A 24,349-nucleotide genomic window follows, 5' to 3' on the forward strand; every position below is an offset into this window, starting at 1 on the left:
AGTTTTGTGCAAACCAAGGTGAATAGTATGAAGCTGGCAGACATCTATAAAAATCTGAGAAGCGATTTACGGGAAATCGAGCGGGAGTTGGAATCCTCCATTCAAGCGGAGCACCCGGACCTGAACCGTTCCGCCATCCATCTGTTGGAAGCCGGCGGGAAGCGGATGCGGCCGGTTTTCGTTTTGTTGGCGGGCAAGTTCGGCCACTACGAAGTGAGTCGGTTGAAACAGGTGGCCGTCCCTCTGGAACTGATCCATATGGCCACTCTGGTCCACGATGACGTGATCGATGATGCGGCGACCCGGCGGGGACGGGCCACCGTCAAGGCGAAGTGGGACAACCGGGTGGCCATGTATGCCGGAGATTACCTTCTCGCACGGTCCCTCGACATTGTCAGTCGGGTCGGGGACCCCCGGGCCCACCGGGTGTTGTCCCGGGCGATCTTTCAAATGTGCAAAGGGGAGATTGAACAAATCCGGGACTTTTACAATCCCGACCAGTCTCTCATCCGCTATTTCCACCGTATCCGCAGGAAAACAGCGTTGTTGATGGCCATCAGCTGCGAGCTGGGTGCTTTGGTCAGCGGGGCGGAATCCCCGACGGTCCGCCGGTTGCGCCTGTACGGATACTTTGTGGGGATGGCTTTCCAGATCACGGACGACGTGCTGGATCTGACGGGAGATGAAAAGACTCTGGGTAAGCCCGCCGGCAGCGACCTCCGGCAGGGGAACCTCACCCTGCCCGTGATTTATGTTTTGAAGCGGGGGCCCAAGGCGGAGCGGGAACAAATCTTGGCGTATCTCCGTTCCCGGGGGACCGACGGATCCCTTCCCGTCATCCTGGAAGGGATCCGTCGGTCGGAAGGGATCGATTGTGCCCACCGACTGGCCCGCCGTTATCTGGATAAGGCTTTGTCCATGCTGGAGGACTTGCCGGAAGGGGAGCCGAAGGAATCCCTCCGTCTCATCGCCGAATTTGTGGCCCGGCGTTCTTATTGAACCTTCGGGTTTGATTCGGCTGTTTCTTTTTGTTAACATTTTGATGGGTTTTTCCGGCTTCGGGATCGGCCCGTTTATGGTGTTATTTTACATCTTACATATTGGAGGATCAGCAAACATGGAAAAAACGTTTATCATGGTGAAGCCTGACGGAGTCCAACGGGGTCTCGTCGGGGAGATCATCGCCCGTTTTGAACGGAAAGGATTCCGGATGGAAGGCGGCAAGCTGATGACGGTCCCCCGGGAACTGGCGGAAAAGCATTACGCCGAACATAAAGATAAGCCGTTCTTCGGAGAGCTGGTGGACTTTATCACCTCCGGTCCGGTATTTGCCATGGTGTGGTCCGGTGAAGACGTGATTGCCACCGCCCGACAAATGATGGGCAAGACGAAACCTTCGGAAGCGGCCCCGGGTACCATTCGCGGCGATTTCGGTCTCACGGTGGGCAAAAACATCATCCATGGTTCCGACTCGCCGGAGAGCGCCGAGCGGGAGATCGGGCTTTGGTTCAAGGAAGAAGAGATCTCTTCCTATGAAAAAACGATCGAGACTTGGGTCTATTAAGATTTTCCACCCCCTCTTCACGGGAAGGGGGTTTTTCTTTTTCATGAAATAAATTTAAACTTGTTTGCACCACAAACAAAACCCCGGGGAAAATCCCCTTTTTCCCCTTAAGGTCCTGTGTTATCATACTTCTAACTTTACCGAAATACAGTATGCACTGAACATTTGCACCATCCAAACTGAGAGAGGACGGGAGTCACAGCATGCGTTATCTGACGGCGGGGGAATCCCATGGACCCCAATTGACCTTGATCGTGGAAGGGCTGCCCAGCCGGTTGCCTTTTTCGAAGGAAAAAGTGGACGAACAGCTCGCCCGGCGGCAGAAAGGGTACGGACGCGGACGGCGGATGAAAATCGAATCCGATGAAATTCGAATCTTGTCCGGTGTCCGGTTCGGCAGGACAACGGGGGCGCCGGTGGCGCTTTCCATCGAAAACAAGGACTGGAACAAGTGGTCGGATGTGATGGGCGTTCATCCCGACAGGGAGAAAGCGGCGAAACGGCGGGTTTCCCGTCCCCGGCCCGGTCACGCGGACTTGAACGGGGCGATCAAATACCATCACCGGGACATGCGGGACGTGCTGGAGCGTTCCAGCGCCCGGGAGACGGCGGCCCGGACGGCCGCGGGAGCGGTGGCCCGGCAGCTTCTGGAGTATTGCGGGATCCGTGTGGCCGGTCACGTGGTCCGAATCGGTTCCGTCGGCACCCGCCGTCTGGAAGAGTGGAAGGCGGAGGAGATCGCGAAAAAGTCGGAGGAATCTCCGGTTCGTTGCCTGGATCCGGAAGCGGAGAAAGCCATGATCCAACGGATCGATGAAGCCAAGCAGGAAGGGGACAGCCTGGGCGGCGTGGTGGAAGTCATCGTGGAAAACGTCCCCGTCGGCCTTGGCAGCCATGTGCACTGGGACCGAAAGCTGGACGCCCGGATTGCCCAGGCCATCGTCAGCATTAACGCCTTCAAGGGGGCGGAAATCGGAATCGGCTTCGAGGCGGGAGAGCGGAAGGGATCCGAGGTCCACGATGAAATTCTGTGGTCGGAGGAGAAGGGCTTTCACCGGGCCACCAACCGCCTCGGCGGCTTTGAAGGCGGGATGACCACCGGGGAGCCGATCGTGGTGCGCGGCGTCATGAAGCCGATTCCCACCCTTTACAAACCGCTGAAAAGCGTGGACATCGACACCAAGGCTCCCTTTGAAGCCAGCATCGAGCGTTCGGATAACTGCGCGGTTCCAGCCGCCAGCGTGGTGGCGGAAAACGTGGTGGCCTGGGAGGTGGCCCGGGCCCTTCTGGAAACCTTCACCGCCGACACCGCGGAAAATCTCTTACGGGAAGTGAACCGGCGACGGGAGGAGGCACGGAATTTTTGAGATGAAAACCCTGATGGTACGCACGAAGGAACGGGAGTATCCCATCCATATCGGCCCGGGTTTGCTTTCTTCCCTGCCCCGGTTCCTGGAAGACATCGGCTGGACCGTTGAGAAGCGCCTTATGCTGGTGACCGATGACCAGGTCGGACCTCTGTACGCGAATCGGGTCCGGACCACGCTTGCCTCAAAGGGTTACCGCGTCCACGTGGCCACAGTGGAAGCGGGGGAGGGGGCCAAAACCCTCCGCCGGTTGGAGGAGCTGACCACGGTGTGCCTCCGGGCCGGACTGGACCGGACCGGAGGGATTCTGGCTCTGGGTGGCGGTGTGGTGGGGGACCTGGCGGGATTCCTTGCCGCCGCCTACATGCGGGGCATTCCTTTCGTTCAATTGCCGACCACGCTTCTCGCCCACGACAGCAGTGTGGGGGGGAAGGTGGGCGTCAATCATCCGTTGGGAAAAAACATGATCGGCGCTTTTCACCAACCTTCACTGGTGGTCTTTGACGTGGACACGCTGAAGACCCTGCCGCGCCGGGAAGTTTCCAACGGTTTTGCTGAAGTGGTGAAACACGCCTTGATCCGGGATCCGAAGTTTGTGCGTTGGCTGGAGGAGAACAGCGGTTCCCTGATGGAACTCCGACCGGAACCCCTTACGGAGGCGGTGCTGCGCGGGTGTTCCATCAAGGCGGAAGTTGTCTCAAAGGATGAAAAGGAAGCGGGCTTGCGTGCGGTGCTGAACTATGGTCACACGCTGGGTCACGCACTGGAAGCGGCGGCCGGCTATGGAACTTGGTCCCACGGAGAAGCCGTGGCGGTCGGAATGGTCGGTGCGGCCATGCTCGGGGAAGAATTGGGACTCTGTCCTCCCCTGGCGGAACGAACCCGCCGGATCCTGAAGGCGTTCGGACTTCCCACCCGCCTGGACGGGGATTTTGACGACGACGATCTGCTGGAACGGATGCGGCGGGACAAAAAAGCGGAACGAGGATCTTACACCTTTATCCTCCCTCGGGATCTCGGGCGGGTGGAGATCGTCCGGGGAGTGGAAGAGGAACCGGTCCGTCGGGTTTTGCGCCGGCTGAGAGGTGGAGAGCGATGAGTGTTCGCGGAATCCGTGGAGCGACGACCGTGTCCGCGAACGAGGAGCAATCGGTTTTGGACGCGACCCGGGAATTGTTGGAAGCCATCGTGGCCAAAAACCGGATCCAACCGGATGATATTGCCAGTGTCTTTATTACCATGAGCCCGGATCTGAACGCCACTTTTCCGGCACGGGCGATTCGGGCGATGACCGGGTGGGAGGCGGTTCCCCTGATGTGTGCCTCGGAGATCGATGTTCCCGGCGCTCTGAGCCGCTGCATCCGGCTGATGGTGCTGGTGAACACAGACCGGACCCCCTCCGAGATCCGCCACGTCTATCTCGGGAAAGCGCGTCGGTTGCGTCCCGACCTGGCGGAAAAAGGGCCGGATGATTGTTGACAGAAAAATGGTTCTCCAGTAAAGTATGGGTTAAGCCGAGAGCTGAGTGGAGACAAGAGATGAGCGGAGACAGTCGAGCAGAGGAGAGCGGAGTTGGAATCGTACGGATGATCCGACCAAAGCCTCTGTGCTTTGGTCTTTTTTATTTCCCCCGCATGCCGTCCTCTGTCGCGGTCTCCCGTCTCCGAAGGGAATCACCTGAGGAGGGAGAACTCGTGTATACCCCCCCGTTTGACGAAGTGCGGGAATACGCCCGCCATTATACCACCATTCCCATCATGAAAACGCTGTTTGCCGATACGGAAACCCCGATCCGGTTGTATCAGCGACTGAAGAAAAAATCCGGCGCTTTTCTGTTGGAAAGTGCGGAAAGGCGGGGCCGGTGGGGAAGATATTCCTTTATCGGAACGGATCCCTTTTTGATCTTCCGGTGCACCGGAAACCGGGCAGAGATCATGGAAAGGGGGGGGATCCGAACCTTTCACACAGAGAACCCCTTCGATACCCTGGAGGGGTTGCTGGCTGAATATCGGTCCCCCCGTTATGACGGAGCGCCGCCCTTCCTCGGGGGAGCCGTCGGCTATGTGGGCTTCGATGCCGTCACCCACTTGGAGCCGACCGTGCCCCGCGGCGGAAGCCCGTACTCCCGCGATCTTCATCTCATGTTTTGCGACCGCCTGGCCGTTGTGGACCACCTGAAACAGGAGTGGATGCTGGTGGCCAACCTCCATGTTCCGCCGGGTACCGGCGAAGAAGATCTCTCCCGGGCTTATGAGGCCGTCTTGCGGGAACTGGACCGCTGGACGGAGGAGCTCCTTACCGGGGAACCTTCACCGGCGGTTTTTCCCCCGGTCCATTCCGACGAAGGGGAGGCCGATTTCGACCGGGCCGTCCCCAACATGACGAAAGAAGGGTACTTAAACCGGGTCAAGCAGGCGAAGGAGCACATCGCGAGAGGGGATGTGTTCCAAATCGTACCCTCCCAGCGGTGGGAATGGAAAGAGCCGCCTTCTCCGCTGGAGGTTTACCGGGTTCTCCGGGTGATGAATCCTTCTCCCTACATGTACTGCCTCTCCATGGGGGACGAAGAGGTGGTCGGCGCATCGCCGGAGTTGTTGGTCCGGGTGGACGACGGAGAGATCGAAACCCGTCCCATCGCCGGGACCCGGCCCCGGGGGAAAAACGCCCGGGAAGATGCGGAGTTGGGCGAGGAGCTTTTGGCGGATGAAAAAGAGCGGGCGGAACATGTGATGTTGCTGGACCTGGGCCGGAACGACCTGGGGAGAGTCTCCCGGTACGGGACCGTTCGGGTGACGGAAGAGATGGAGGTGGAGCATTATTCCCACGTGATGCATCTGGTTTCCCACGTCAAAGGACAACTGGCAAAGGGGATATCCCCTTTGAAAGGCTTCACTTCCTGTTTTCCCGCCGGAACGGTTTCCGGAGCTCCCAAGGTGAGGGCGATGCAACTTTTGTCCGGGCTGGAACCGGAGAGCCGGGGGATCTACGCCGGAGCGATCGGTTACTTCAGTTTCACCGGCAACCTGGACACTTGCATTACGATCCGGACGATCCACTTCCGGGAAGGTTCCGCCTGGATTCAGGCCGGCGGAGGGGTGGTCGCCGACTCCGACCCGGAACGGGAATACGAGGAATCGCGGAACAAAGCACGGGGGTTGATCCGGGCTTTGACACTCGCGGAACGGATGTTCAGCCCCGTCCTTCGATGACCGATCGAACCAGAAAGGAGAGCCGAGCATGGTACAGCAGAGCATAGCCAAGTTGATCGAACGAAAGGATTTGAGTCGCCGGGAATCCGAAACGCTGATGTCCGCAATGATGGAGGGACGGCTTTCCTCCGCCCAAGCCGCCGCGGCGCTGACCGCCCTCCGCATGAAGGGGGAGACCGTGGAGGAACTGGCCGGGCTGGCCTCGTCCATGCGTTCCCAGGCGCTCCGTTTTCCCCGTCCCTTGACGGATGCAGTGGATACTTGCGGAACCGGCGGCGATGGAGGGAAGACCTTCAACATCTCCACCGCGGCAGCCATCGTTGCTGCCGCCGCCGGCGTTCCGGTGGCCAAGCACGGTAACCGGGCCGCTTCCGGCAAAAGCGGGAGCGCCGATGTGCTGGAGGCACTCGGGGTGGGAATCCAGCTGACCCCCGAGGAAGCGGAACGGGCCTTGGAACGAACCCGCATCTGCTTTCTCTTTGCCCCCCTGTTCCATCGGGCCATGAAAAACGTGATGCCCACCCGCAAGGAATTGGGATTCCGCACCTGCTTCAATCTGCTGGGCCCCCTGGCCAACCCGGCGGGGGTGAAAAAGCAGCTGGTGGGGGTGTTTGATCCAACCCTGACGGAGACCCTGGCCCGCGTACTTCTCTCCCTGGGAGCGGAACGGGCCATGGTGGTGGCGGGTCTGGACGGCATCGACGAGATCACGCTGACGGGGGAGACCCAGATCAGTGAAGTCCGGGACGGGTCGGTTCGCACCTACCGCATCACACCGGAAGAGCTGGGGCTTCAACGGGTTCCGCTGAAGGCGTTGGGCGGAGGGGATCCTTCGGAGAATGCCGGGATCATCCGTTCCGTTCTTCAGGGGGAAAAGGGTCCGAGAAGGGACGTGGTCTGTGCCAATGCCGGAGCGGTTCTCACCATTGCCGGCCACGCAAGCTGTCTGCAGGAAGGCATCCACCTGGTTTCCGAGGCGATCGACGACGGCCGGGCGGAGGCCAAACTGAAGGAGATGGCCCGGAGCGGGAAGGAGGTTTCCCATGTTTCTTGAGAAGATCGTGGAAACCAAACGGGAAGAGATCCGCCGATTGGAAATCAGCCTGAGCCGGCAAGATCGGGAACGAGCCCGAGGTTTACCGCCTGTGCGCTCCCTGAAAGGCGCCCTGACGGACGGGAAGGCGAAACCCGGCTTGATTGCAGAGGTGAAGCCCGCTTCTCCGTCCAAAGGGGAGATCCGCCCGGATACCGACCCCGTGGCTACCGCCCGGGGTTACGAGGAAGGAGGGGCGGCGGCGGTTTCGGTATTGACGGAAAAAACCTTCTTCAAAGGGCGGCTGGAATCGCTTCAAAAGGTGAAGGAAGCGGTTCGTCTGCCCGTATTGAGGAAGGATTTCATCCTGGAGCCCATCCAGCTCTGGGAGAGCCGCCTGGCCGGCGCCGACGCCGTTCTGCTGATCGCTTCGCTCCTGGAGGAAGACCGCCTCCGCACCTTGGTGAGGGAAGCGAAGGCAACGGGGCTGGAGGTGCTGCTGGAGGTCCACGAAGAAGAGGAGCTGTCCAAGGCGCTGGCGGCGGAACCGGATGTGTTGGGAATCAATAACCGGGACCTCCGAACGTTTGTGACGGACCTGGCGGTGACGGAACGGCTTCTGCCACGGATTCCCGGGGGAATTCCGGTGATCGGGGAAAGCGGGGTTCATTCCCGGAAGGACTTTGACCGCTTGGTCCGGGCCGGAGTGCACGGCGTCTTGATCGGGGAATACCTGATGCGTCAGGAGTCTCCGAGGAAGGCGGCGGAGAGCCTGACGGTGGGGGGTTCCTCATGAGAACCTTTGTCAAGCTCTGCGGCCTTCAAACCCCGGAAGATGCGGAAAAACTGGAGGGGATCGATGCGGATGCCGCCGGCATGATTTTCGTTCCCGGACGGAAACGGACGGTAAGCCCGGAACGGGCGGCGTCGATCGTTTCCCGGCTGCCTGCCGGGATCCGGTCGGCAGGGGTGTTCCTGAATCCGACCCGCGACGAAGTTCTCCGAGTGTGGGACCGGGTGGAGCTGGATCTCATTCAGCTCCATGGATTGGAAGAGCCTGAGTTTTGTCGGTGGCTGAAAGAAAATCTGGGTGGGCGGATCGTGAAAGTTTTTTTCGCCGGCAAAAAATCGGCCTTCCCTCCCGAAGCTTACGCCCGCTGGATTGATGCGGTTCTGATCGATTCGGTTGCCGGGACGGACAGGGGGGGGACCGGGAAGACGTTTGCGTGGAATCTCCTCCCGGAAGAACAGAAACGGTGGGAGGCTTGGGGCATTCCTGTCTGGGTGGCCGGCGGGCTTCATCCGGACAATGTGAACCGCCTGCTGACGGAGCATCTCCCGCACGGGGTGGATACCTCGAGCGGGGTGGAGACGAACGGAGAAAAAGATCGGGACAAAATGAAGCGATTTGTGGAGAGGGTGAGACGGCATGACCGTAGAGTCCATTGACCATCTTCAGGCCGGTGCCCCCGGTCGCTTCGGCAACTTCGGGGGTCGCTTCGTCCCCGAAACGCTGATGACGGCTCTGGACGAGCTGGAGGAAGCTTACCGGGAGGCCTGTTCGGACGGGGAATTTCAGGGAGAACTGAAGGCGCTTTTGAGCGAGTATTCCGGAAGGCCGACTCCCCTCAGCCTGGCGGAGAGGCTGACGAAACAGGTTGGCGGTTCCCGGATCTATCTGAAGCGGGAAGATCTCAATCATACCGGAGCCCATAAGATCAACAATACGCTGGGTCAGGGGTTGCTGGCCAAGCGGATGGGCAAGAGAAAACTGATCGCCGAGACCGGGGCCGGACAGCACGGCGTGGCCTCGGCGACGGTGGCCGCCCTTTTGGGGATGGAGTGCAAAGTCTTCATGGGGGAAGAGGACGTCCGAAGGCAGAAGCTGAACGTGTTTCGGATGGAGCTTCTCGGGGCGGATGTGATCCCGGTCACTTCGGGCAGCCGCACGTTAAAGGACGCCACCAATGAAGCGATCCGCCACTGGGTCTCCCATGTGGAGGACACCTTTTATCTGATCGGTTCAGTGGTGGGTCCTCATCCCTATCCGGAGATGGTGCGCAACTTCCAGCGTGTGATTGGGGATGAGACCCGGGCCCAGCTGCTGGAAAGGGAAGGGAGACTGCCTGACGACGTGGTGGCCTGCGTGGGGGGCGGTTCCAACGCCATCGGGATGTTCACGGCCTTTCTCGGAGACTCCGGAGTTCGCCTTCACGGCGTGGAAGCGGCGGGGGAAGGGCTGGACACGGAAAAACACGCAGCGACCCTGACGAAGGGGAGCCCCGGGGTCATCCACGGGTCGCTCACCTATCTCCTGCAGGACCCTCACGGCCAGGTGCTCCCCGCCCATTCGATCTCGGCGGGTTTGGATTATCCGGGGGTCGGTCCGGAACATTCCCACCTGAAAGAGACGGGACGGGTACGCTACACGACCGCAGAGGATCGGGAAGCACTGGAAGCCATCCGGCTGCTTTCCCGGACCGAAGGGATCTTGCCCGCGCTGGAATCGGCCCATGCGGTGGCGGAAGGGGTTAAAATCGCCGCAAAGGGAAAACCGGAGTCCATCGTGGTCATCTGCCTCTCCGGTCGGGGAGACAAGGATGTGGAATCGATCCGCCAAGGATTGGAGGGAGAAGGCCATGCGGTTGGATGAAGCGTTCCGGGCGGCCGGCCGGCGTCCCTTGATTCCTTTTATCACCGCGGGGGACCCGGATCTTGGCACGACCCTGGAGCTGATCCGAATTCTGGATGAAGAGAAGATGACGGCGATCGAACTGGGGGTCCCCTACTCCGACCCCCTGGCCGACGGTCCCGTGATCCAGGCTGCATCCGGACGGGCTTTGGTCCACGGAGTCACCCTGTCCACGGTGCTTGAGCTGGCCTGTGAAGCGAGGAGAAACGGGGTGAAGACGCCGCTGGTTCTGTTTTCCTATTACAATCCGATCCTGCAGTACGGACCGCAAGCCTTGATCACCACTGCTGCGGAGGCGGGGGTAAACGGGATGATTATCCCGGATCTCCCATGGGAAGAGGGGCGGGAAATCGCCGAGTCCGCCCGGGTCCACGGGGTGGACCTGATCCCGCTGGTGGCTCCCACTTCCCGGGAGCGGATCCGCCGGATCGTCTCCGATGCTCAGGGGTTCGTCTACTGTGTCTCCAGCCTGGGGACCACCGGAGTTCGCAGCCGGTTTGACCTCGGAGTGGACGATTTTCTCGATACCGTGCGAGAGTGGAGTCCGGTGCCGACGGCGGTGGGATTCGGCATATCCAAAGCGGAACATGTCCGCCGGTTTCTGAAACATGCTGATGCGGCTGTCGTGGGAAGTGCCCTGGTTCGGGAAGTGGAACGGGCGGGAGAGGCCTTTTTCGATCCCGCACGCCGGGAGGAAGCGTTGGAAGGAATCCGGCGCTTTGTCCGGGAGTTGGCAGAACCCCGATCCACCGTGGCCTCACGGACCTGAGACCCTGCCCGTCCTGTTGGACGGGCATCGACGTTTTTTCCGTTGGGCTTTTGGACGAACGTATTGTAAGATAGAGAGAAAATGAAGAGTGGGGAGGAACCGATCGATGAAACCGAAACGGACCTTGGTGGGATTGCCCGTCTATCAGCCGGGAAAACCGCTGGAAGAAGTGAAACGGGAACTGGGGCTTTCCGAAGTGATCAAGCTGGCTTCCAACGAGAACCCCTTCGGTTGTTCTCCGAAGGTTTGGGAGAGCCTCAAGGAAGAGGAATCTTTTACGGCGATGTATCCGGAAGGCCTGGCCCCGGAGCTTCGGGAGGAACTGGCCGGACATCTCGGGGTGGCTCCTTCGAAGCTGATTTTCGGCAACGGGTCCGACGAAGTGGTCCAGATGATCGCCCGGACGTTTATGGAACCCGGTGATGAGGCGGTCATGGCGGATATCACGTTTCCCCGGTACAAAACCCAGACGGTGATTGAAGGGGGAACTCCCGTGGAGGTGCCTCTTAAAAACGGGGTTCACGACTTGAAGGGAATGGCCCGTGCGATCACGGAACGGACCCGGATCGTCTGGATCTGCAATCCGAACAACCCCACCGGCACGATCATCCGCCGGGAGGAGCTGGAGTCTTTCCTGGCCGAGGTGCCGGAGGATGTCCTGGTGGTGATGGATGAAGCCTACCATGAATATGTGGACGATCCCTCTTATCCTGACACGGTGTCCCTTCTCGACCGGGATCCCCGGCTGATCGTGCTTCGCACGTTCTCCAAGATCTACGGCTTGGCCGCCTTCCGGATCGGTTACGGGGTGGCCGCGGAAGCGGTGGTGACGGAGTTGAACAAAGTGCGGGAACCCTTTAACGCCAACCGGCTCGCCCAGCGGGCCGCCCTTGCCGCACTGGGGGATCAAGACTTTGTCCGTCGCTGTTTTGAGGCCAACCGGGATGGAATGAAACAAATCCAGTCCCAGCTGGACGAATGGGGGCTTCCCCACTTCCCCTCCCAAGGGAACTTCCTTCTGCTGGATACCGGCCGTCCGGCCGAAGAGGTCTTTCAATGCCTGCTCAGGAAAGGCGTGATCGTTCGGTCCGGAGCGGCCCTGGGTTACCCGACCCACCTTCGGGTGACGATCGGAAATGAGAAGCAGAATGAACGCTTCTTGGATGAGTTGGCCCAATGCCTGGGGAAACGGCGGGATTAAGATGAAAAAAGCAGCCGTATTGGGGACGGGTCTGATCGGCGGCTCCCTTGCCCTCTGCCTGAAGGAACGGACGGACATGGAAGTTCACGGTTATGATTCTTCGGCGGAGTCGGTTCGGTTGGCCGAAGCCTCCGGGGTGGTTCACCGGGGACACACAGAACTGGAGCCGGCCGTGGAGGGAGCGGACGTGATCTTTCTGGCGGTTCCCGTAGGGAGTGCCCCGGGGCTATTGGAATGGCTGGCGGGGCTTCCCCTGAAGCCTTCCTGCATTGTCAGCGATGTGGGGAGTACCAAGGGAAAAATCGTGGAACACGCCGGCCGGCTTTCCCGTCTCGGGGCCACTTTCATCGGAGGGCATCCCATGGCCGGGTCCCATCGTTCCGGTGTGCAGGCGGCCAGTTCCCTCCTGTTTGAAAACGCCTATTATGTGCTCACCCCGATTCCAGCCACGCCGTTGTCCGAGGTTCAGAAACTGAGCCGCCTGCTGGAGAAGGCCACCCGTGCCCGACTGGTCATCATGGATCCGGCACATCATGACCGGGTGGTGGGAGCGATCAGTCACCTGCCCCATATTTTGGCGGCAGCCCTGGTCAATCAGGTGGCTGACTACAATGCTTCCAACGAATGGTTCCATCGCCTGGCGGCGGGAGGTTTCCGGGATCTGACCCGGGTGGCGGCAAGCGATCCGGTGATGTGGAGGGATATCCTTCTCAGCAACCGGGAGGCGGTGCTGGACCTGTTGGAGGACTGGACCGAGGGGATGCGCCGGATCCGGGAAGCGGTTCACAACAGCGATGCCGGGCGGATCGAAGGGTTTTTCCGCCGGGCGAAGGAAGCCAGGGAAGGACTTCCGGAACGCCGGAAACCGGGAATGATCCCGCCCGCCCACGAAATTTACGTCGACGTTCCCGACATTCCCGGAGAGATCGCCGGGGTGGCGCATCTTTTGGGGGAAGAGGGCATCAATCTGCGCAATATCGGGGTGATGGAAAATCGGGAGGACCGGGCCGGTGTATTGCGGTTGGTTTTGAATACCGAAGAGGAGAGGGAAAAAGCGGAAAAACGGTTGAAAGCCGGAGGGTACCAGGTGTTCACCTCTGAATGATCCAATCGATTGAACCCAAGAAGCGTTGTGAAAAAGTGAGCGGCAGCAGTTACCCAAAGCCGCTCCGGCTGCACTCACAGAGCACAAGTCGCGCCTGGGGTCGCTGCACTCCCGGTCGCGCTATGCACTCACAGAGCACAAGTCGCGCCTGGGGTCGCTGCACTCCCGGTCGCGCTATGCACTCACAGAGCACAAGTCTCGCCTGGGTCGCTTGCACTCCCGGTCGCGCTATGCACTCACAGAGCACAAGTCTCGCCTGGGTCGCTTGCACTCCCCGGTCTCGCTATGCTGTCCTGCAGAGGTGGTTGCACTGTCCGCTCCGAATCATCCTGTTGCGGGCAGGGGCAAACGCCTTCGGATGCAACACAGAGAAGCTTTTATCCCTGAACGCCCATGCAGGCTGATTCTCCGCTGGGCAGGACAGCAAAGTCGCTATTTTGGGTAAACGCTTCCCCTTTTCTCGAAACGAACATGAAATCACATCACTTCAAGGGAGGACCGGGAATGGGCTTGTTGCGGATGAAAGAGAGAAGCAGGTTGTCCGGGACGATCAGTGTCCCGGGGGACAAATCGATATCCCACCGCGCCGTCATGTTCGGTTCCGTCGCCCGGGGGACGACCCGGGTCGACGGATTTCTTCCCGGTGCGGATTGTTTAAGCACGATGGAATGTTTCCGAAAGATGGGGGTGGAGATCCGACAGGAGGGCCCCACTTCCCTGGTGATCACGGGAAAAGGCTGGGAAGGGCTGAAGGAGCCCCGCGAGGTGCTGGATGTGGGAAATTCCGGAACCACGATTCGCCTGATGCTCGGGATCCTGGCCGGTCGCCCCTTTCACGCCGCAGTGACGGGGGACGAGTCGATTGCCCGTCGTCCGATGGACCGGGTGGTGCGGCCGCTCCGTTTGATGGGTGCGAGGGTGGAGGGACGTGCCGAAGGCTCCTTCACCCCTCTTTCGGTACGGGGGGGAGGGTTGAAGGGAATCCACCATCAAAGCCCCGTCGCCAGCGCTCAGGTCAAGTCCTGTCTCCTTCTGGCCGGATTGCAGGCGGAAGGGATCACCCGGGTGGAAGAGCCTGCCCTTTCCCGGGATCATACCGAACGGATGCTGACCGCCTTCGGCGTGAAGGTGAAGCGGGATGAGAAGGGAGTTGCCGTGGAAGGGAGGCAAACCCTCTTCGCCCGGGACGTCCGGGTGCCGGGGGACATCTCGTCGGCTGCTTTCCCCATTGCAGCGGCGTTGATCACACCGGACAGCCGCCTCAGGATCCGGAACGTGGGCCTCAATCCGACACGGACGGGGATCCTGGATGTGTTTCGTCAGATGGGCGGTGAGATTGAGATCCGTCACTCGGGGGAATGGTGCGGGGAACCCGTAGGCGATATTATCGTCTCCCACAGCTCTTTGAAAGGGATGGAGGTGGGGGGAGAGATGATTCCCCGGCTCATCGACGAGATCCCGGTTCTCGCGGTGGTTGCGACCCAGGCTCAAGGAGAGACGGTCATCCGGGATGCGGCTGAGCTGAAGGTAAAGGAAACCGATCGGATTGCGGTGACGGCTGCTTTGCTTCGAAATCTGGGGGCCCGGGTGGAAGAGACCGATGACGGGATGATCATCCGGGGAGGGACCCGACTGAAGGGGAACCGATGCGACAGCCACGGAGATCACCGGATCGGCATGGCCGCGGCGGTGGCCGGTCTGGTGGCCGAAGGAGGCGTTACCGTCGAACGGGCGGAGGCGATCAATGTCTCGTTCCCCGGATTTGAAGAATTGTTTTCGCGACTGTGAAAGAAGACAGTTGAATCAGAATATTGTAAATATGCTGTTGACACCAGCGGTTTGCTTGCTTATACTAAATGCATAGTATGGTTTCTCTCCACTCCTATCCATTATGGCACATTGGTGCAACCGCCCGGAACGGGCGGTTCTTTTTTTGTCCAACCTGTCATAAGCGTAACAACAGGGGGGAGGATTATGAGGGGAAGAGCCGCAAGATTGGCCATGGAGATGGGTTTCGTGTTGGCGTCGGTCGCCGCACTGAAAGAGTGGGTGTTTCCCTTCTTCATCTGGCAGTGGTTTCCCGCTGCAGATACCGCTTCTGCGATGTTGGAGTGGATCCTGATCGTGGTGGGAGTGATCACCTGTTTTCTGTATCTCGGCTTGGGGTCTTCCTCCAAATACATATACGGGCTTGCGCCGGTGTCTTCACTGGGGGTGTTTTTGGCTGTCCATCTTCCCCTGCTTCTGCCGCTTCTTCTGAGGGAGAATTCCCATGCCTGGTGGTGGCATCGAATCCCGGCCGCCTGGGGAGCGTTGATCGGGGACGGGGTGGAGCTGTTCACCCCCGACCGGTGGGAAATGGATCCTCTGTCCGTCTCCGCTTTTTCCTGCCTGTTGTTCCTGATGGGAAGGTGGGTCAAGGTGGAGGGGGAAGAACGGGTCCGAAGAATCGGAACGCCCCGGGGCGGTTGGCCGGATCCGGACCGGAAAACCTTTGGGAAGGATTCGGCCCCGTGATTGTCCGGCGGGGTTCCCGGCGATCAAGCACTTCAATCGAACCGGTCAACCCGCTCTGGGAATGGATTACGGTTCATCAGCGGGTCACGTGGCGACTCAGGCCTTTGTCGAATCTTTTATTCCAAATTCCGAATATCAGGGACATGCCGGGATGACCCGGGGTTGACGATTCCGTCGAAATGGTCGGAAGTGAGCCGGGAACACCGCTTCAAAATGGATAAGGCTAAGGCTCCGCGAAGGAGTTTTTTTTTGGTTAAAACCCAACGTAAATTGTAAACAAGTTTGCAAAGCAAACATAGTGCGATTGCATGTATGCAAAGCTTACCAATCAGCCATGCTAAGGACAGGAAAAGGTTTGGAGCGGAAAATGAGGGGCTTTTCGAAATGAATTTTGCCGATCTGCTTACCTATGCGGACATTGATCATTTAAAACGAATGGCGTTTCATTACGGATGCGGGGGAGATGATCACTCCAAGAACGGGCTGATCACCTCGCTCCTGTATCACCTGGGAGGCTCTTCCCGGCTGAAAGGGGAGATGGAATGCCTTGACTCCGCCGAATTTCGATTCCTTCAGCAGCTCTTTTTCGATTCCCGCAGCGTATTCAGCCGGGAAGAGTTGCTGGGCAAAGGGCGGGTATCCTTGACCTGCGACGATGAAGAGTCTCCCCGGGACCTGGTGATTCTCGGTCTCCGGAAGGGTTGGCTTTTTCCCGGGGTTTCCGGGAAAAACAAAACGTTTTTCGAGATTCCCGATGATCTCCGGCGCCGATTCCTGAAGCTTTTCGCCGAGAAATACGGCGGCGGATCGGAAGAGCCGGTGCCCGCCGCCTATCGGAACGAAGAAGGCCTGTTGGCAGAAGACTTGGGTCTTTTTCTCCGTTTTCTTGCCCGGCAGGATGTATCCTTGACCATGGACGGGGCCATTTACCGTCAGCAGCAAAAACAGATCCTCAAGTGTTTTCACGTGTCGGAGGAACCCGTTTCCGGCAAGGGGTGGCGTTTCGGCTTTGGGAGACGCTACCATCAGTACCCCGACCGGTTTTCACTGTTGTATGACTATGCCTTTTACCAGGGGTACATCGTGGAAGACCAAATGGAGGGGTCTTTGCGTTTAAGCGAGGCGGGAGCGGGGAAAGTGGGTGAGCAAAAGCGGGAAAAGGAGGGAGAAATCTATCGTTTCTGGCTCCGGTTGTACCGCCGGCCGATCCCCCATCTCACCATCATTGTCAAGTGGATCGATCTCTTGTGCCATCAGCGGTGGCAACGGGCAGAAACCGTGGAAAAAGTGGTGCGTCACTGGATCCAACCTTTTTACTATGAATCCGGGGCAGACCTCTTCCGTCGCATCCTCCGCATGCTGATGCATCTGGGTTTTTTGTGCATCGGAGAAACGGAATCCAGGGACGTTCTCATCCGGATGAACCCGTCGGGGCATGCCCGGATTGCCGGCATTTCCGGTTTCACCGAGGACAACCTCTCTTCCGAGTACACGGATGTTTACGGGGTTCAATAAATTTGTCCCACAGGCAGGAAAAGCCCCCGATTCTGTGGAATAAAAATAAAAACCGCAAACATAGTTATTAGATACGATAACATCCACCGAATCACACTCATCGCACAAAGTTCAAAATATTCTCTATCCGGGATGGGGGGATGAGGATGGGCGAATGTGTCACGGTCTCGGAAAAAAAAGAGTTCATTCAGTGGTTTTTGAATCGATATGAGCTCGCGAGGCGTGAGGCAGCTTGGCTTCTGAATTACCTTTGTTCCGATGATCAACTGCTCAAACGAACCCATTTTGTGGATAGTTTGCGCCATTTGTCGAAAACGCTTCTGATTTCCACCCGTTGCGTACGGATGACGCCCTTTCGGTTCACCAAAAACAAGCGGGTCAGTGCCGACGTCGAAACGGCTTTCTACGATCTCCGATCCAACAAGAAAGAGGATCTTTATATCAGCCTCAGTTTCAAAGATAAGTCAACGTGTCCCGAATATGCCGCCGTATTGGAGGTTAATCCCATGGAAAGACAAGATCTTGTTCAGGACACCCTGCTTGGTTTGCTGGCGGAGATGATCCTCGATGAATCGGTTCGCGACTTCAGGAAGAAGGAACTGTATCGGCGCATTGACGCGGCGTTGGAAAACGGGGACGAGGAGCAATTCTTACAATTAACCGAACAATGGTTGGAGATTGTGGAAAACAGGTATTAAATCCGATATAATGTCCGGCAGGCGCCGGGCTTTTTTTCATTTTTCGGGGAGGGATGCAGATGCGGCTTTCCAGCCTGAACCAAGCGGATTGGTACCGATGGGCTCCCTATGTGGATTCCCTTTTGATCCCTCTGTACAGCGTGCGGATTCCCGGCAAACAACCGGACTTGGGGGAAGCCGAGCAAATCCGGGAAGTGGCCGACCGGACGGAACGGTCACTGACCGGGCGACTGCTCCTGCTGCCGGCGATTCCCTACGGGGTGGAGGATATCGGACTTCTTCGCAGATATGTGGAAGCGATCATGCAGGACTTGCACAAGAGCGGTTTCCATCATCTCTTTCTGCTCGCGCCGGATTTTTACCGCGATGGGTTAAAGGCCGAAAGGGAAGATCCGTGGGAGCTTCTCACTCTTCCGCCGGAAGGTCGGATCCCGGCGGAAGAGCTGGCCGAGTCGGTTGTCCAACAGATCGTCACTCATTGGGAACAAAACTCGCGGAATGAAGAAAGGGATTTCAGGAAAAAGTAGTACCGATCGCGCAAGAGGAGTTCCGGCCCGTTCTTGACATTGCTTTGACGGGTTGGCTATCATGAGTATGTCCTAGTAATCCTTATGGTTCCGGTCCGGTTGGACGTTATGTCGCATAGAGGGAGGTCGGAAGAGTCTTGAGCGAAAAAGAAAGCCAGCGGAAGCCGGGGATGTCACGCCGTCGGTTTTTGACTTACACCATCGCGAGTACCGGCGGTTTTCTCGCGTCCGGCGTGCTGTACCCGATGATCCGCTTTGCTGTCGACCCGCTCCTGCAAAAGGGAACAGAAACCGAGTTTGAAGACGTCGGACCGGTGGAGGAATTCGGGAAAGAACCGAAGAAAGTCGAATTCTTCATTAAACGGAAAGACGGCTGGTACCAGAAAGAAGGCGGGGAAAAGGCGACAGCCTGGGTCCTGAAAATCGGTGGAGAGATCCTGGCGCTTTCCCCCATCTGCAAGCACCTCGGGTGCACCGTCAAATGGGAGGGGGGCGGCTTTCAAAATCAGTTTTACTGCCCCTGCCACGGAGGTCTTTACACCAAAGACGGGATCAATGTTCCCGGTACCCCGCCCAACGCTCCGCTCGATACTTACGAAACCAAAGTGGAAGGCGGGAGACTCCTTTTGGGTCCCATTAAGCAACGCGGGGGAGGTGCCTGATCATGTTGAAAGCGGCTTACGAGTGGTTGGACAAACGATTGGACATCACCCCCATGTGGCGTGACATTGCCGACCATGAAGTTCCGGAACACGTCAACCCGGCTCACCATTTCTCGGCATTCATTTACTGCTTTGGTGGGTTAACCTTTTTTATTGTGGTCATCCAGATCCTGTCCGGCATGTTTCTGACGATGTATTACGTTCCGGACATCGAAAATGCGTGGAAGAGCGTCGATTACCTTCAAAATGAAATCGCGTTCGGCCAAATCGTCCGGGGGATGCACCACTGGGGGGCCAGCGTATCGATCGTGATGCTGTTCCTGCATACCCTTCGGGTTTTTTTCACGGGGTCATACAAACATCCCCGCGAGTTCAACTGGGTGATCGGGATGCTTCTCTTCTTCACCATGTTGGGGCTGGGCTTTACGGGGTATCTGTTGCCCTGGGACAACAAAGCCTATTTCGCCACCAAGGTGGGCATTGAGATTGCGGCCAGCGTCCCGGTGATCGGCAGCGCCCTCGCCACGTTTCTTCAGGGGGGAGAGGTCGTCGGGGCGCAGACGCTGGCGCGGTTCTTTGCCTTGCACGTCTTTTTCCTCCCCGCCGCCCTGTTGGGATTGATGGGCGCCCACTTCTTCCTGATTCGGAAGCAAGGGATTTCGGGGCCGTTATAAGCCGAGGTTAGGGGGGAAAACAAACAGATGGCACACAATCATGACGGCAAGGATAAACAGGTCCACTTTGTCGGTGACTCCCGGGTGGCCAGACGGAACGAAAAGATGGTCCCCAAGGATTATTCCGAGTTTCCCGGTAAGACGGAAGCTTTCTTTCCGAATTTCCTCCTGAAGGAATGGATGGTGGCCGTCGTCGTTCTCGTCGGTTTCATGGCGCTGGTGATGGCCCATGAACCGCCGCTGGGGGAACAGGCCGATCCGACCAATACCGGCTTCCTTCCGGTTCCGGACTGGTACTTTCTGTTCCTGTATGAACTGCTGAAGTTTAAGTGGGCTTCCGGTCCCTTTGTGGTCATAGGGACGGTGGTGGTTCCCGGTCTCCTGTTCGGCGGATTGCTCCTCGCTCCCTGGTTGGACCGCGGGAAAGAGCGCCGTCCGGTCAAACGGCCGGTGAGCACCGGGATTGCGCTGTTGTCCCTTTTGGCGATCGTCGTGCTGACCTGGGTTGCCTGGGATGAGCACGAAAAGCAATTGGCTTCCCAACCGAAAGGGGACAGTGAAGACGCGAAAATCGTCCATCCAGAGGATCCCGCTTATGAGATCTACAAGAACAACGCCTGCGTCAACTGTCACGGTCAAAAGCTGGAAGGCCTGCAGGGCCCTTCGCTCCGCGGAATCGGCGATGCCTACACCACGGAAGATATCCTCAAGATCATAAACGAAGGGAAAGGGCAGATGCCCGCGGGCATGTTCCAGGGGACCGAAGAAGAAAAACGACAGCTGGCGGAGTGGTTGGCCAACCAGGATCCGCCGGAGGAAAAGGAATCGCAACAGTAAAGGCGAAAATCTCCCGGGCCCGGTCCCTTTCGGGATCGGGTCTTTTTTACATCGAGCAAAAGAGAGGGGGGAGTCCATGCCCATCCCCTGGTGGTGGAACCGTCTGACGGGGGAACTGGACCGCAAACGATTCCTGTGGCTTTTGCTGATGGCCAACTTTCTGGGAAGCATCTACGGTTTCTACTGGTACAAGAATCAATTGGCGGCCACGCCCGGTTGGTGGAAATGTTTCGTTCCGGACAGCCCCACGGCGAGTGCGGTGTTCACGGTGGTGCTCCTTTTGTATGTGTTCCGGAGACGAAGCCCGTTTTGGGAAGCCTTCGGTGCGGTCACCCTGTTCAAGTACGGGATTTGGGCGGTCGTGATGATCCTGGCGGGTGCTCTTCGTTCTCCGGATCCTTTCCTCGAATCCCTGACCTGGACGGACTGGATGCTGATGGGCTCCCATCTGGGAATGGCTTTTGAAGGGATTCTTTACAGCCGCTTTTTCACCTTTGGCGCCAGGGAGCTTTTTCTGGTCGGCGCTTGGACGCTGCTGAATGACGCGGTGGACTACGGCCTGGACCTCCATCCCTGGCTTCCCGCGTCCCTGGCGGGGACGGAAGCCGTTGTCGCCGTTTTCACGGTGGGGATGAGCCTGACCAGTCTCCTCCTTTTCGCCGCTTTGGTCCTGCCGGACCGGGAAGAGCGGAAACGGGAATATCCGTATTGGTTGGGAGTAAGAAGGAAGCGAAATATATAAACAAGTTTGCATCGCAAACAGAAGTCCGGGAAACAGAAACGGACCCGCAAGGGTCCGTTTCTGTTTCAACGGGGGAAAGATCGGCTCTTTCTCATGTTTGTACAGGCCCTGCATAGGATCTATATAAACGGGTTCTGTCCGGAGGGAGGGGATGTTGTGTCTCGGATTCTGTTGGCCGGTGTCGTCCTGGTGCATTTCATTCTTTTCACACCGGCGGCGGTCTTGGGCAAAGAAGAAAGTCCGGTGCAGCATTGGGCGGATGAGGCGGTGGAAATTCACCGTCTTGTGGAAAAGGGGGAGCTGGAACGGGCGAAGGGGAAACTCGAAAATTTGGCGGATCGCTTTTCCAACGGCGATTTCTCCCGTATCCGTCTGTCGGTGGAGGGAATGGAGGCGCTGTCGGATACATTGGTGGAGCTGGACCGGGAACTGGTGAGGGTGATGCCCCGCCCCGACCGGCTTTTGGTCGCCTCGAAACGGATGATGCTGGCATTCGATGCCCTGGCCCACCCCCGTCAACCGCTGTGGCACCAATACGAGTCGGTGTGGAAGGATGATGTGACGTCGGTGAAACAAAGGATGAAAAAAAACCGCCCGGAGACGGTTCGTTCCGCGGTCGGAACATTGGTGCGTCATTACCGGACGGTGGAACCGGCCCTGTATGTTTCCAGAAACCCCGAAACGGTGGGTGCGGTGAGCACCCTTGTTCATTCCCTTGAACGTCAGGCCGGCCGAAAACCGATGAAACCGGCCCTCCTGACGTCCACCCTGAAACAGTGGGAGCGGATGATCCGTCCGCTGATTGACGGGAAGGAACAGGATGTGTTGGCTTTGGCCCATACGGGAATGCCCGCCTGGCCCAAGGCAGCGTTGACTCTCGGAGGGATCATCGCCTGTGCTCTGACCTATGTCAGCTGGCAAAAATACCGGCAGTCACGGGTTTTTGTTCACCGAAGGAGCTAACTTTTGTCGAAGGTGAATCCTTCTCCCAGCACATCCCGGACATCATGGACCACAACAAAGGCGTAAGGGTCGACGGAATGGACGAGTTGTTTCATCCGTGTCAATTCGTTCCGGCCGACCACCACATAAAGGACCTCTTTGTCGGAACCGGTGTAGCCTCCCCTTCCTTTCAACAGAGTCACCCCGCGATCCATCTCCCGGGTGATTTTGTCGGAGATGGAGACGGCGGAGTTGGAGATGATGGTGGCGGCTTTGGCCGTGTCCAATCCTTCCACCACAAAGTCGATCACCCGGGCCCCCACAAAAACGGCCACCACGGTGTACATCGCTTTTTCCCGACCGATAAAGAAAGCAGAGACGGAGATCACCACCAGGTCAAACAGGAACATGGTCCGGCCGATACTCCAGTCGAGGTATTTGTTTCCGAGGCGGGCAATGATATCGACGCCGCCGGTGGTGCCCCCCGTTCGGAAGATGAGGCCGAGCCCACTTCCGACCAACACGCCGGTGTAGAGAGCGGCGAGCAACGGGTCGTTTACGGGTTTATAGTTCCCTTCGGTCAGCCAGAGAGTGAGAGAGACGGCGACCGTACCGAAGATCGTATAAATGAGCGTCCGTTTGCCGAACACTTTGTACCCCACGACGAAGAGGGGGATGTTAAGAACGAGAATCACGGCCCCGGGAGAGAATCCGAACAAATAATACAGAATGAGAGAGATTCCGGTGAAGCCGCCTTCGGAGAGTTTGTTGGGGATGGCGAAGTAATTCACCCCCAGAGCGAATATGAAGGATCCGAGGATGATCAACAGGACGGGTTTGACGTGTTTCTCCATCTCTGAACCTCCTTAGTGTACGGGAGCGATTCTTATGTAAATCAATCACACCTCTGAATTCCCGCTTTATTATAACACCCTCCGGGGTTCCGGCGATGAGTCGCGTTGAACCCCGGCTTTTTTATTATCGGTCAAGGGAGCACATGTCACCCGTCCTCTTGATAAGTTTGTCTTCCCCGACCGGATCGGTTACCATGGAGGGGGATTGAGAGGGGGGGGAAGATGGACGATACAACGATGAAAGAGATGCAGCGGCAAGTGGATCGCTATATATCCCAGTTCAAAGAAGGGTATTTTCATCCTCTGTCCATGCTCGCACGGATGACAGAAGAAGTGGGGGAACTGGCCCGTGAAGTGAACCACCGCTTCGGGGAGAAACCCAAAAAGGCGACGGAGCCGGATCGCAGCATGGAGATGGAGTTGGGAGATCTGCTGTTCATCCTCATCTGTTTCGCCAACTCACTGGAGATCGACCTGGATGAATCTTTCCGGTTGGTCATGGAAAAGTATCAAACCCGGGATGCCGACCGTTGGACCCCGGTTGATCCGGAGGACGCTACATAAACCATATCATGGCATAAGGGAGGGAGGTGCATTCGGCGGACATTCCGCCGGATGCGCGGCAAGATGAATCCAATTCACATCGTCGTCGCCGGTGCCACCGGCCGGATGGGCCGGGAGACGGTCAAGATGATCACGCGGGAAAAACATCTGAAGTTGACGGGAGCCGTCGCCCGCAGCCGGAAAGGAGAAGATGTGGGCACGGTGATCGGTCTGGGCGAACTGGGGGTGACACTGACGGACTCCCTGGAAAGCGCCCTGGAAGCGGGACAGCCCCATGTGCTGATTGACCTGACCACTCCGGAAACGGTAAAACGCCACATGGAACTGGCGATCGATGCCGGAGTCCGGCCCGTGGTCGGCACCACGGGCCTGACCGAAGAGGAAATCAAGGACTTGGACCGAAAATGCCGTGAGCGGGACTTGGGCGGGATCATTGCCCCCAATTTTGCCGTGGGAGCCGTCCTGATGATGGCTTTCGCCTCCAAAGCGGCCAAGTACCTGCCCGATGTGGAAATCATTGAAATGCATCACGATCAAAAGCTGGATGCCCCCTCCGGCACGGCGATGAAAACGGCGGAATTGATCTCCCGGGAACGGGAGGAGAAAAAGCAGGGGCATCCCGAAGAGAAAGAAATTCTGGATGGGGCCCGGGGCGGATACCGACAGGGTTTCCGCATTCACAGTGTGCGGCTTCCGGGACTGGTGGCTCACCAGGAAGTCTTGTTCGGGGGTCCGGGGCAGCTCTTGACCCTCCGCCACGACTCGATGAACCGGGAATCCTTCATGCCGGGGGTCAAGCTGGCCGTAGAAGAAGTGATGAACCGGACCGGTCTCATCTATGGTCTGGAAAACCTCATGGAGCTTTAGGATGACAGCC

26 protein-coding genes are annotated in these 24,349 nt (G+C 58.2%); 25 read left to right on the plus strand and 1 reads right to left on the minus strand.

Annotation, left to right across the window (positions count from 1 at the left end; translation table 11 throughout):
* Window positions 1-27: 27 nt before the first annotated feature.
* The 23 genes from C8P63_RS08495 (at window position 28) to C8P63_RS08605 (ending at window position 22,075) form a co-directional block, all read left to right on the plus strand.
* Window positions 28-999 carry a polyprenyl synthetase family protein gene (locus C8P63_RS08495; RefSeq protein ID WP_108023171.1) on the plus strand — a complete coding sequence of 324 codons (972 nt, stop codon included), beginning with the start codon at window positions 28-30 and terminating at the stop codon, window positions 997-999.
* Window positions 1,000-1,117: 118 nt separating this feature from the next.
* Window positions 1,118-1,564, plus strand: a complete 447-nt coding sequence (ndk, locus tag C8P63_RS08500; protein WP_108023324.1) for a nucleoside-diphosphate kinase — start codon at window positions 1,118-1,120, stop codon at window positions 1,562-1,564.
* Between the two features lie 203 nt (window positions 1,565-1,767).
* Window positions 1,768-2,931: a chorismate synthase gene (aroC, locus tag C8P63_RS08505; protein WP_108023173.1), complete on the plus strand. Its 1,164-nt coding sequence runs from the start codon at window positions 1,768-1,770 to the stop codon at window positions 2,929-2,931.
* Window position 2,932: 1 nt separating this feature from the next.
* Window positions 2,933-4,030 carry a 3-dehydroquinate synthase gene (gene aroB, locus C8P63_RS08510; RefSeq protein ID WP_108023175.1) on the plus strand — a complete coding sequence of 366 codons (1,098 nt, stop codon included), beginning with the start codon at window positions 2,933-2,935 and terminating at the stop codon, window positions 4,028-4,030.
* The gene (gene aroH, locus C8P63_RS08515) at window positions 4,027-4,410 is read left to right on the plus strand and encodes a chorismate mutase (RefSeq protein ID WP_108023177.1); all 384 of its coding nucleotides are present in this window, start codon (window positions 4,027-4,029) and stop codon (window positions 4,408-4,410) included. Before aroB ends, aroH begins: the two co-directional genes overlap by 4 nt.
* Window positions 4,411-4,625: 215 nt before the next feature.
* Window positions 4,626-6,140 (plus strand): anthranilate synthase component I, encoded by a 1,515-nt coding sequence (gene trpE / locus C8P63_RS08520; RefSeq protein WP_108023179.1) that lies wholly within the window; start codon window positions 4,626-4,628, stop codon window positions 6,138-6,140.
* Window positions 6,141-6,168: 28 nt separating this feature from the next.
* The gene (trpD, locus tag C8P63_RS08525) at window positions 6,169-7,194 is read left to right on the plus strand and encodes an anthranilate phosphoribosyltransferase (protein WP_108023181.1); all 1,026 of its coding nucleotides are present in this window, start codon (window positions 6,169-6,171) and stop codon (window positions 7,192-7,194) included.
* Window positions 7,184-7,969, plus strand: coding sequence for an indole-3-glycerol phosphate synthase TrpC (gene trpC, locus C8P63_RS08530; RefSeq protein WP_108023183.1), 786 nt, complete (start codon window positions 7,184-7,186; stop codon window positions 7,967-7,969). The genes trpD and trpC overlap by 11 nt, the downstream gene beginning before the upstream one ends.
* The gene (locus C8P63_RS08535) at window positions 7,966-8,622 is read left to right on the plus strand and encodes a phosphoribosylanthranilate isomerase (protein ID WP_108023185.1); all 657 of its coding nucleotides are present in this window, start codon (window positions 7,966-7,968) and stop codon (window positions 8,620-8,622) included. Before trpC ends, C8P63_RS08535 begins: the two co-directional genes overlap by 4 nt.
* A complete protein-coding gene (gene trpB / locus C8P63_RS08540) occupies window positions 8,603-9,826 on the plus strand; it encodes a tryptophan synthase subunit beta (protein ID WP_108023187.1) in 1,224 nt (407 codons plus the stop codon). Before C8P63_RS08535 ends, trpB begins: the two co-directional genes overlap by 20 nt.
* On the plus strand, window positions 9,774-10,634 hold the full coding sequence (trpA, locus tag C8P63_RS08545; RefSeq protein ID WP_245920793.1) for a tryptophan synthase subunit alpha: 861 nt from the start codon (window positions 9,774-9,776) through the stop codon (window positions 10,632-10,634). Before trpB ends, trpA begins: the two co-directional genes overlap by 53 nt.
* 106 nt (window positions 10,635-10,740) lie before the next feature.
* On the plus strand, window positions 10,741-11,835 hold the full coding sequence (gene hisC, locus C8P63_RS08550; protein WP_108023191.1) for a histidinol-phosphate transaminase: 1,095 nt from the start codon (window positions 10,741-10,743) through the stop codon (window positions 11,833-11,835).
* Window positions 11,783-12,940 carry a prephenate dehydrogenase gene (locus tag C8P63_RS08555; protein WP_245920794.1) on the plus strand — a complete coding sequence of 386 codons (1,158 nt, stop codon included), beginning with the start codon at window positions 11,783-11,785 and terminating at the stop codon, window positions 12,938-12,940. The genes hisC and C8P63_RS08555 overlap by 53 nt, the downstream gene beginning before the upstream one ends.
* Before the next feature lie 510 nt (window positions 12,941-13,450).
* A complete protein-coding gene (gene aroA, locus C8P63_RS08560; protein ID WP_146172148.1) occupies window positions 13,451-14,728 on the plus strand; it encodes a 3-phosphoshikimate 1-carboxyvinyltransferase in 1,278 nt (425 codons plus the stop codon).
* Window positions 14,729-14,914: 186 nt separating this feature from the next.
* On the plus strand, window positions 14,915-15,457 hold the full coding sequence (locus C8P63_RS08565) for a hypothetical protein (RefSeq protein WP_108023193.1): 543 nt from the start codon (window positions 14,915-14,917) through the stop codon (window positions 15,455-15,457).
* A 384-nt stretch (window positions 15,458-15,841) separates the two neighbouring features.
* On the plus strand, window positions 15,842-16,972 hold the full coding sequence (locus tag C8P63_RS08570; RefSeq protein ID WP_108023195.1) for a hypothetical protein: 1,131 nt from the start codon (window positions 15,842-15,844) through the stop codon (window positions 16,970-16,972).
* Between the two features lie 146 nt (window positions 16,973-17,118).
* A complete protein-coding gene (locus C8P63_RS08575) occupies window positions 17,119-17,670 on the plus strand; it encodes a ReoY family proteolytic degradation factor (RefSeq protein WP_108023197.1) in 552 nt (183 codons plus the stop codon).
* Window positions 17,671-17,729: 59 nt separating this feature from the next.
* Window positions 17,730-18,197 (plus strand): DUF2487 family protein, encoded by a 468-nt coding sequence (locus C8P63_RS08580; RefSeq protein WP_170109574.1) that lies wholly within the window; start codon window positions 17,730-17,732, stop codon window positions 18,195-18,197.
* 137 nt (window positions 18,198-18,334) lie between these two features.
* On the plus strand, window positions 18,335-18,859 hold the full coding sequence (locus C8P63_RS08585; protein ID WP_108023201.1) for a Rieske (2Fe-2S) protein: 525 nt from the start codon (window positions 18,335-18,337) through the stop codon (window positions 18,857-18,859).
* 2 nt (window positions 18,860-18,861) lie between these two features.
* Window positions 18,862-19,533, plus strand: coding sequence for a menaquinol-cytochrome c reductase cytochrome b subunit (gene qcrB, locus C8P63_RS08590; RefSeq protein WP_108023204.1), 672 nt, complete (start codon window positions 18,862-18,864; stop codon window positions 19,531-19,533).
* A gap of 27 nt (window positions 19,534-19,560) precedes the next feature.
* The gene (locus tag C8P63_RS08595; RefSeq protein ID WP_108023206.1) at window positions 19,561-20,370 is read left to right on the plus strand and encodes a menaquinol-cytochrome c reductase cytochrome b/c subunit; all 810 of its coding nucleotides are present in this window, start codon (window positions 19,561-19,563) and stop codon (window positions 20,368-20,370) included.
* Between the two features lie 76 nt (window positions 20,371-20,446).
* The gene (locus tag C8P63_RS08600) at window positions 20,447-21,112 is read left to right on the plus strand and encodes a DUF1405 domain-containing protein (RefSeq protein ID WP_108023208.1); all 666 of its coding nucleotides are present in this window, start codon (window positions 20,447-20,449) and stop codon (window positions 21,110-21,112) included.
* A 156-nt stretch (window positions 21,113-21,268) separates the two neighbouring features.
* On the plus strand, window positions 21,269-22,075 hold the full coding sequence (locus tag C8P63_RS08605; RefSeq protein ID WP_170109575.1) for a sporulation protein YpjB: 807 nt from the start codon (window positions 21,269-21,271) through the stop codon (window positions 22,073-22,075).
* On the opposite strand, the gene C8P63_RS08610 is transcribed toward C8P63_RS08605, so the two are convergent.
* Window positions 22,072-22,908 carry a YitT family protein gene (locus C8P63_RS08610; RefSeq protein ID WP_108023213.1) on the minus strand — a complete coding sequence of 279 codons (837 nt, stop codon included), beginning with the start codon at window positions 22,906-22,908 and terminating at the stop codon, window positions 22,072-22,074. The genes C8P63_RS08605 and C8P63_RS08610 overlap by 4 nt on opposite strands.
* A 222-nt stretch (window positions 22,909-23,130) precedes the next feature.
* Here C8P63_RS08610 and C8P63_RS08615 point away from each other — a divergent pair, with 222 nt between their 5' ends.
* Window positions 23,131-23,472, plus strand: a complete 342-nt coding sequence (locus tag C8P63_RS08615) for a nucleotide pyrophosphohydrolase (protein WP_108023215.1) — start codon at window positions 23,131-23,133, stop codon at window positions 23,470-23,472.
* Window positions 23,473-23,535: 63 nt separating this feature from the next.
* On the plus strand, window positions 23,536-24,339 hold the full coding sequence (gene dapB, locus C8P63_RS08620; protein ID WP_108023329.1) for a 4-hydroxy-tetrahydrodipicolinate reductase: 804 nt from the start codon (window positions 23,536-23,538) through the stop codon (window positions 24,337-24,339).
* The last annotated feature ends 10 nt before the right edge of the window (window positions 24,340-24,349 follow it).

The organism is Melghirimyces profundicolus (assembly GCF_003054245.1).
Taxonomy (GTDB): domain Bacteria; phylum Bacillota; class Bacilli; order Thermoactinomycetales; family DSM-45169; genus Melghirimyces; species Melghirimyces profundicolus.

What these genes read in the sequence shown, in the direction of transcription:
- C8P63_RS08495 (WP_108023171.1), top strand. Translation starts at nt 28, where the DNA reads ATGAAGCTGGCAGACATCTATAAAAATCTGAGAAGCGATTTACGGGAA.
- ndk (WP_108023324.1), top strand. Translation starts at nt 1,118, where the DNA reads ATGGAAAAAACGTTTATCATGGTGAAGCCTGACGGAGTCCAACGGGGT.
- aroC (WP_108023173.1), top strand. Translation starts at nt 1,768, where the DNA reads ATGCGTTATCTGACGGCGGGGGAATCCCATGGACCCCAATTGACCTTG.
- aroB (WP_108023175.1), top strand. Translation starts at nt 2,933, where the DNA reads ATGAAAACCCTGATGGTACGCACGAAGGAACGGGAGTATCCCATCCAT.
- aroH (WP_108023177.1), top strand. Translation starts at nt 4,027, where the DNA reads ATGAGTGTTCGCGGAATCCGTGGAGCGACGACCGTGTCCGCGAACGAG.
- trpD (WP_108023181.1), top strand. Translation starts at nt 6,169, where the DNA reads ATGGTACAGCAGAGCATAGCCAAGTTGATCGAACGAAAGGATTTGAGT.
- trpC (WP_108023183.1), top strand. Translation starts at nt 7,184, where the DNA reads ATGTTTCTTGAGAAGATCGTGGAAACCAAACGGGAAGAGATCCGCCGA.
- C8P63_RS08535 (WP_108023185.1), top strand. Translation starts at nt 7,966, where the DNA reads ATGAGAACCTTTGTCAAGCTCTGCGGCCTTCAAACCCCGGAAGATGCG.
- trpB (WP_108023187.1), top strand. Translation starts at nt 8,603, where the DNA reads ATGACCGTAGAGTCCATTGACCATCTTCAGGCCGGTGCCCCCGGTCGC.
- trpA (WP_245920793.1), top strand. Translation starts at nt 9,774, where the DNA reads ATGTGGAATCGATCCGCCAAGGATTGGAGGGAGAAGGCCATGCGGTTG.
- hisC (WP_108023191.1), top strand. Translation starts at nt 10,741, where the DNA reads ATGAAACCGAAACGGACCTTGGTGGGATTGCCCGTCTATCAGCCGGGA.
- C8P63_RS08555 (WP_245920794.1), top strand. Translation starts at nt 11,783, where the DNA reads ATGAACGCTTCTTGGATGAGTTGGCCCAATGCCTGGGGAAACGGCGGG.
- C8P63_RS08565 (WP_108023193.1), top strand. Translation starts at nt 14,915, where the DNA reads ATGAGGGGAAGAGCCGCAAGATTGGCCATGGAGATGGGTTTCGTGTTG.
- C8P63_RS08570 (WP_108023195.1), top strand. Translation starts at nt 15,842, where the DNA reads ATGAATTTTGCCGATCTGCTTACCTATGCGGACATTGATCATTTAAAA.
- C8P63_RS08575 (WP_108023197.1), top strand. Translation starts at nt 17,119, where the DNA reads ATGGGCGAATGTGTCACGGTCTCGGAAAAAAAAGAGTTCATTCAGTGG.
- C8P63_RS08580 (WP_170109574.1), top strand. Translation starts at nt 17,730, where the DNA reads ATGCGGCTTTCCAGCCTGAACCAAGCGGATTGGTACCGATGGGCTCCC.
- qcrB (WP_108023204.1), top strand. Translation starts at nt 18,862, where the DNA reads ATGTTGAAAGCGGCTTACGAGTGGTTGGACAAACGATTGGACATCACC.
- C8P63_RS08595 (WP_108023206.1), top strand. Translation starts at nt 19,561, where the DNA reads ATGGCACACAATCATGACGGCAAGGATAAACAGGTCCACTTTGTCGGT.
- C8P63_RS08600 (WP_108023208.1), top strand. Translation starts at nt 20,447, where the DNA reads ATGCCCATCCCCTGGTGGTGGAACCGTCTGACGGGGGAACTGGACCGC.
- C8P63_RS08610 (WP_108023213.1), bottom strand. Translation starts at nt 22,908, where the DNA reads ATGGAGAAACACGTCAAACCCGTCCTGTTGATCATCCTCGGATCCTTC.
- C8P63_RS08615 (WP_108023215.1), top strand. Translation starts at nt 23,131, where the DNA reads ATGGACGATACAACGATGAAAGAGATGCAGCGGCAAGTGGATCGCTAT.
- dapB (WP_108023329.1), top strand. Translation starts at nt 23,536, where the DNA reads ATGAATCCAATTCACATCGTCGTCGCCGGTGCCACCGGCCGGATGGGC.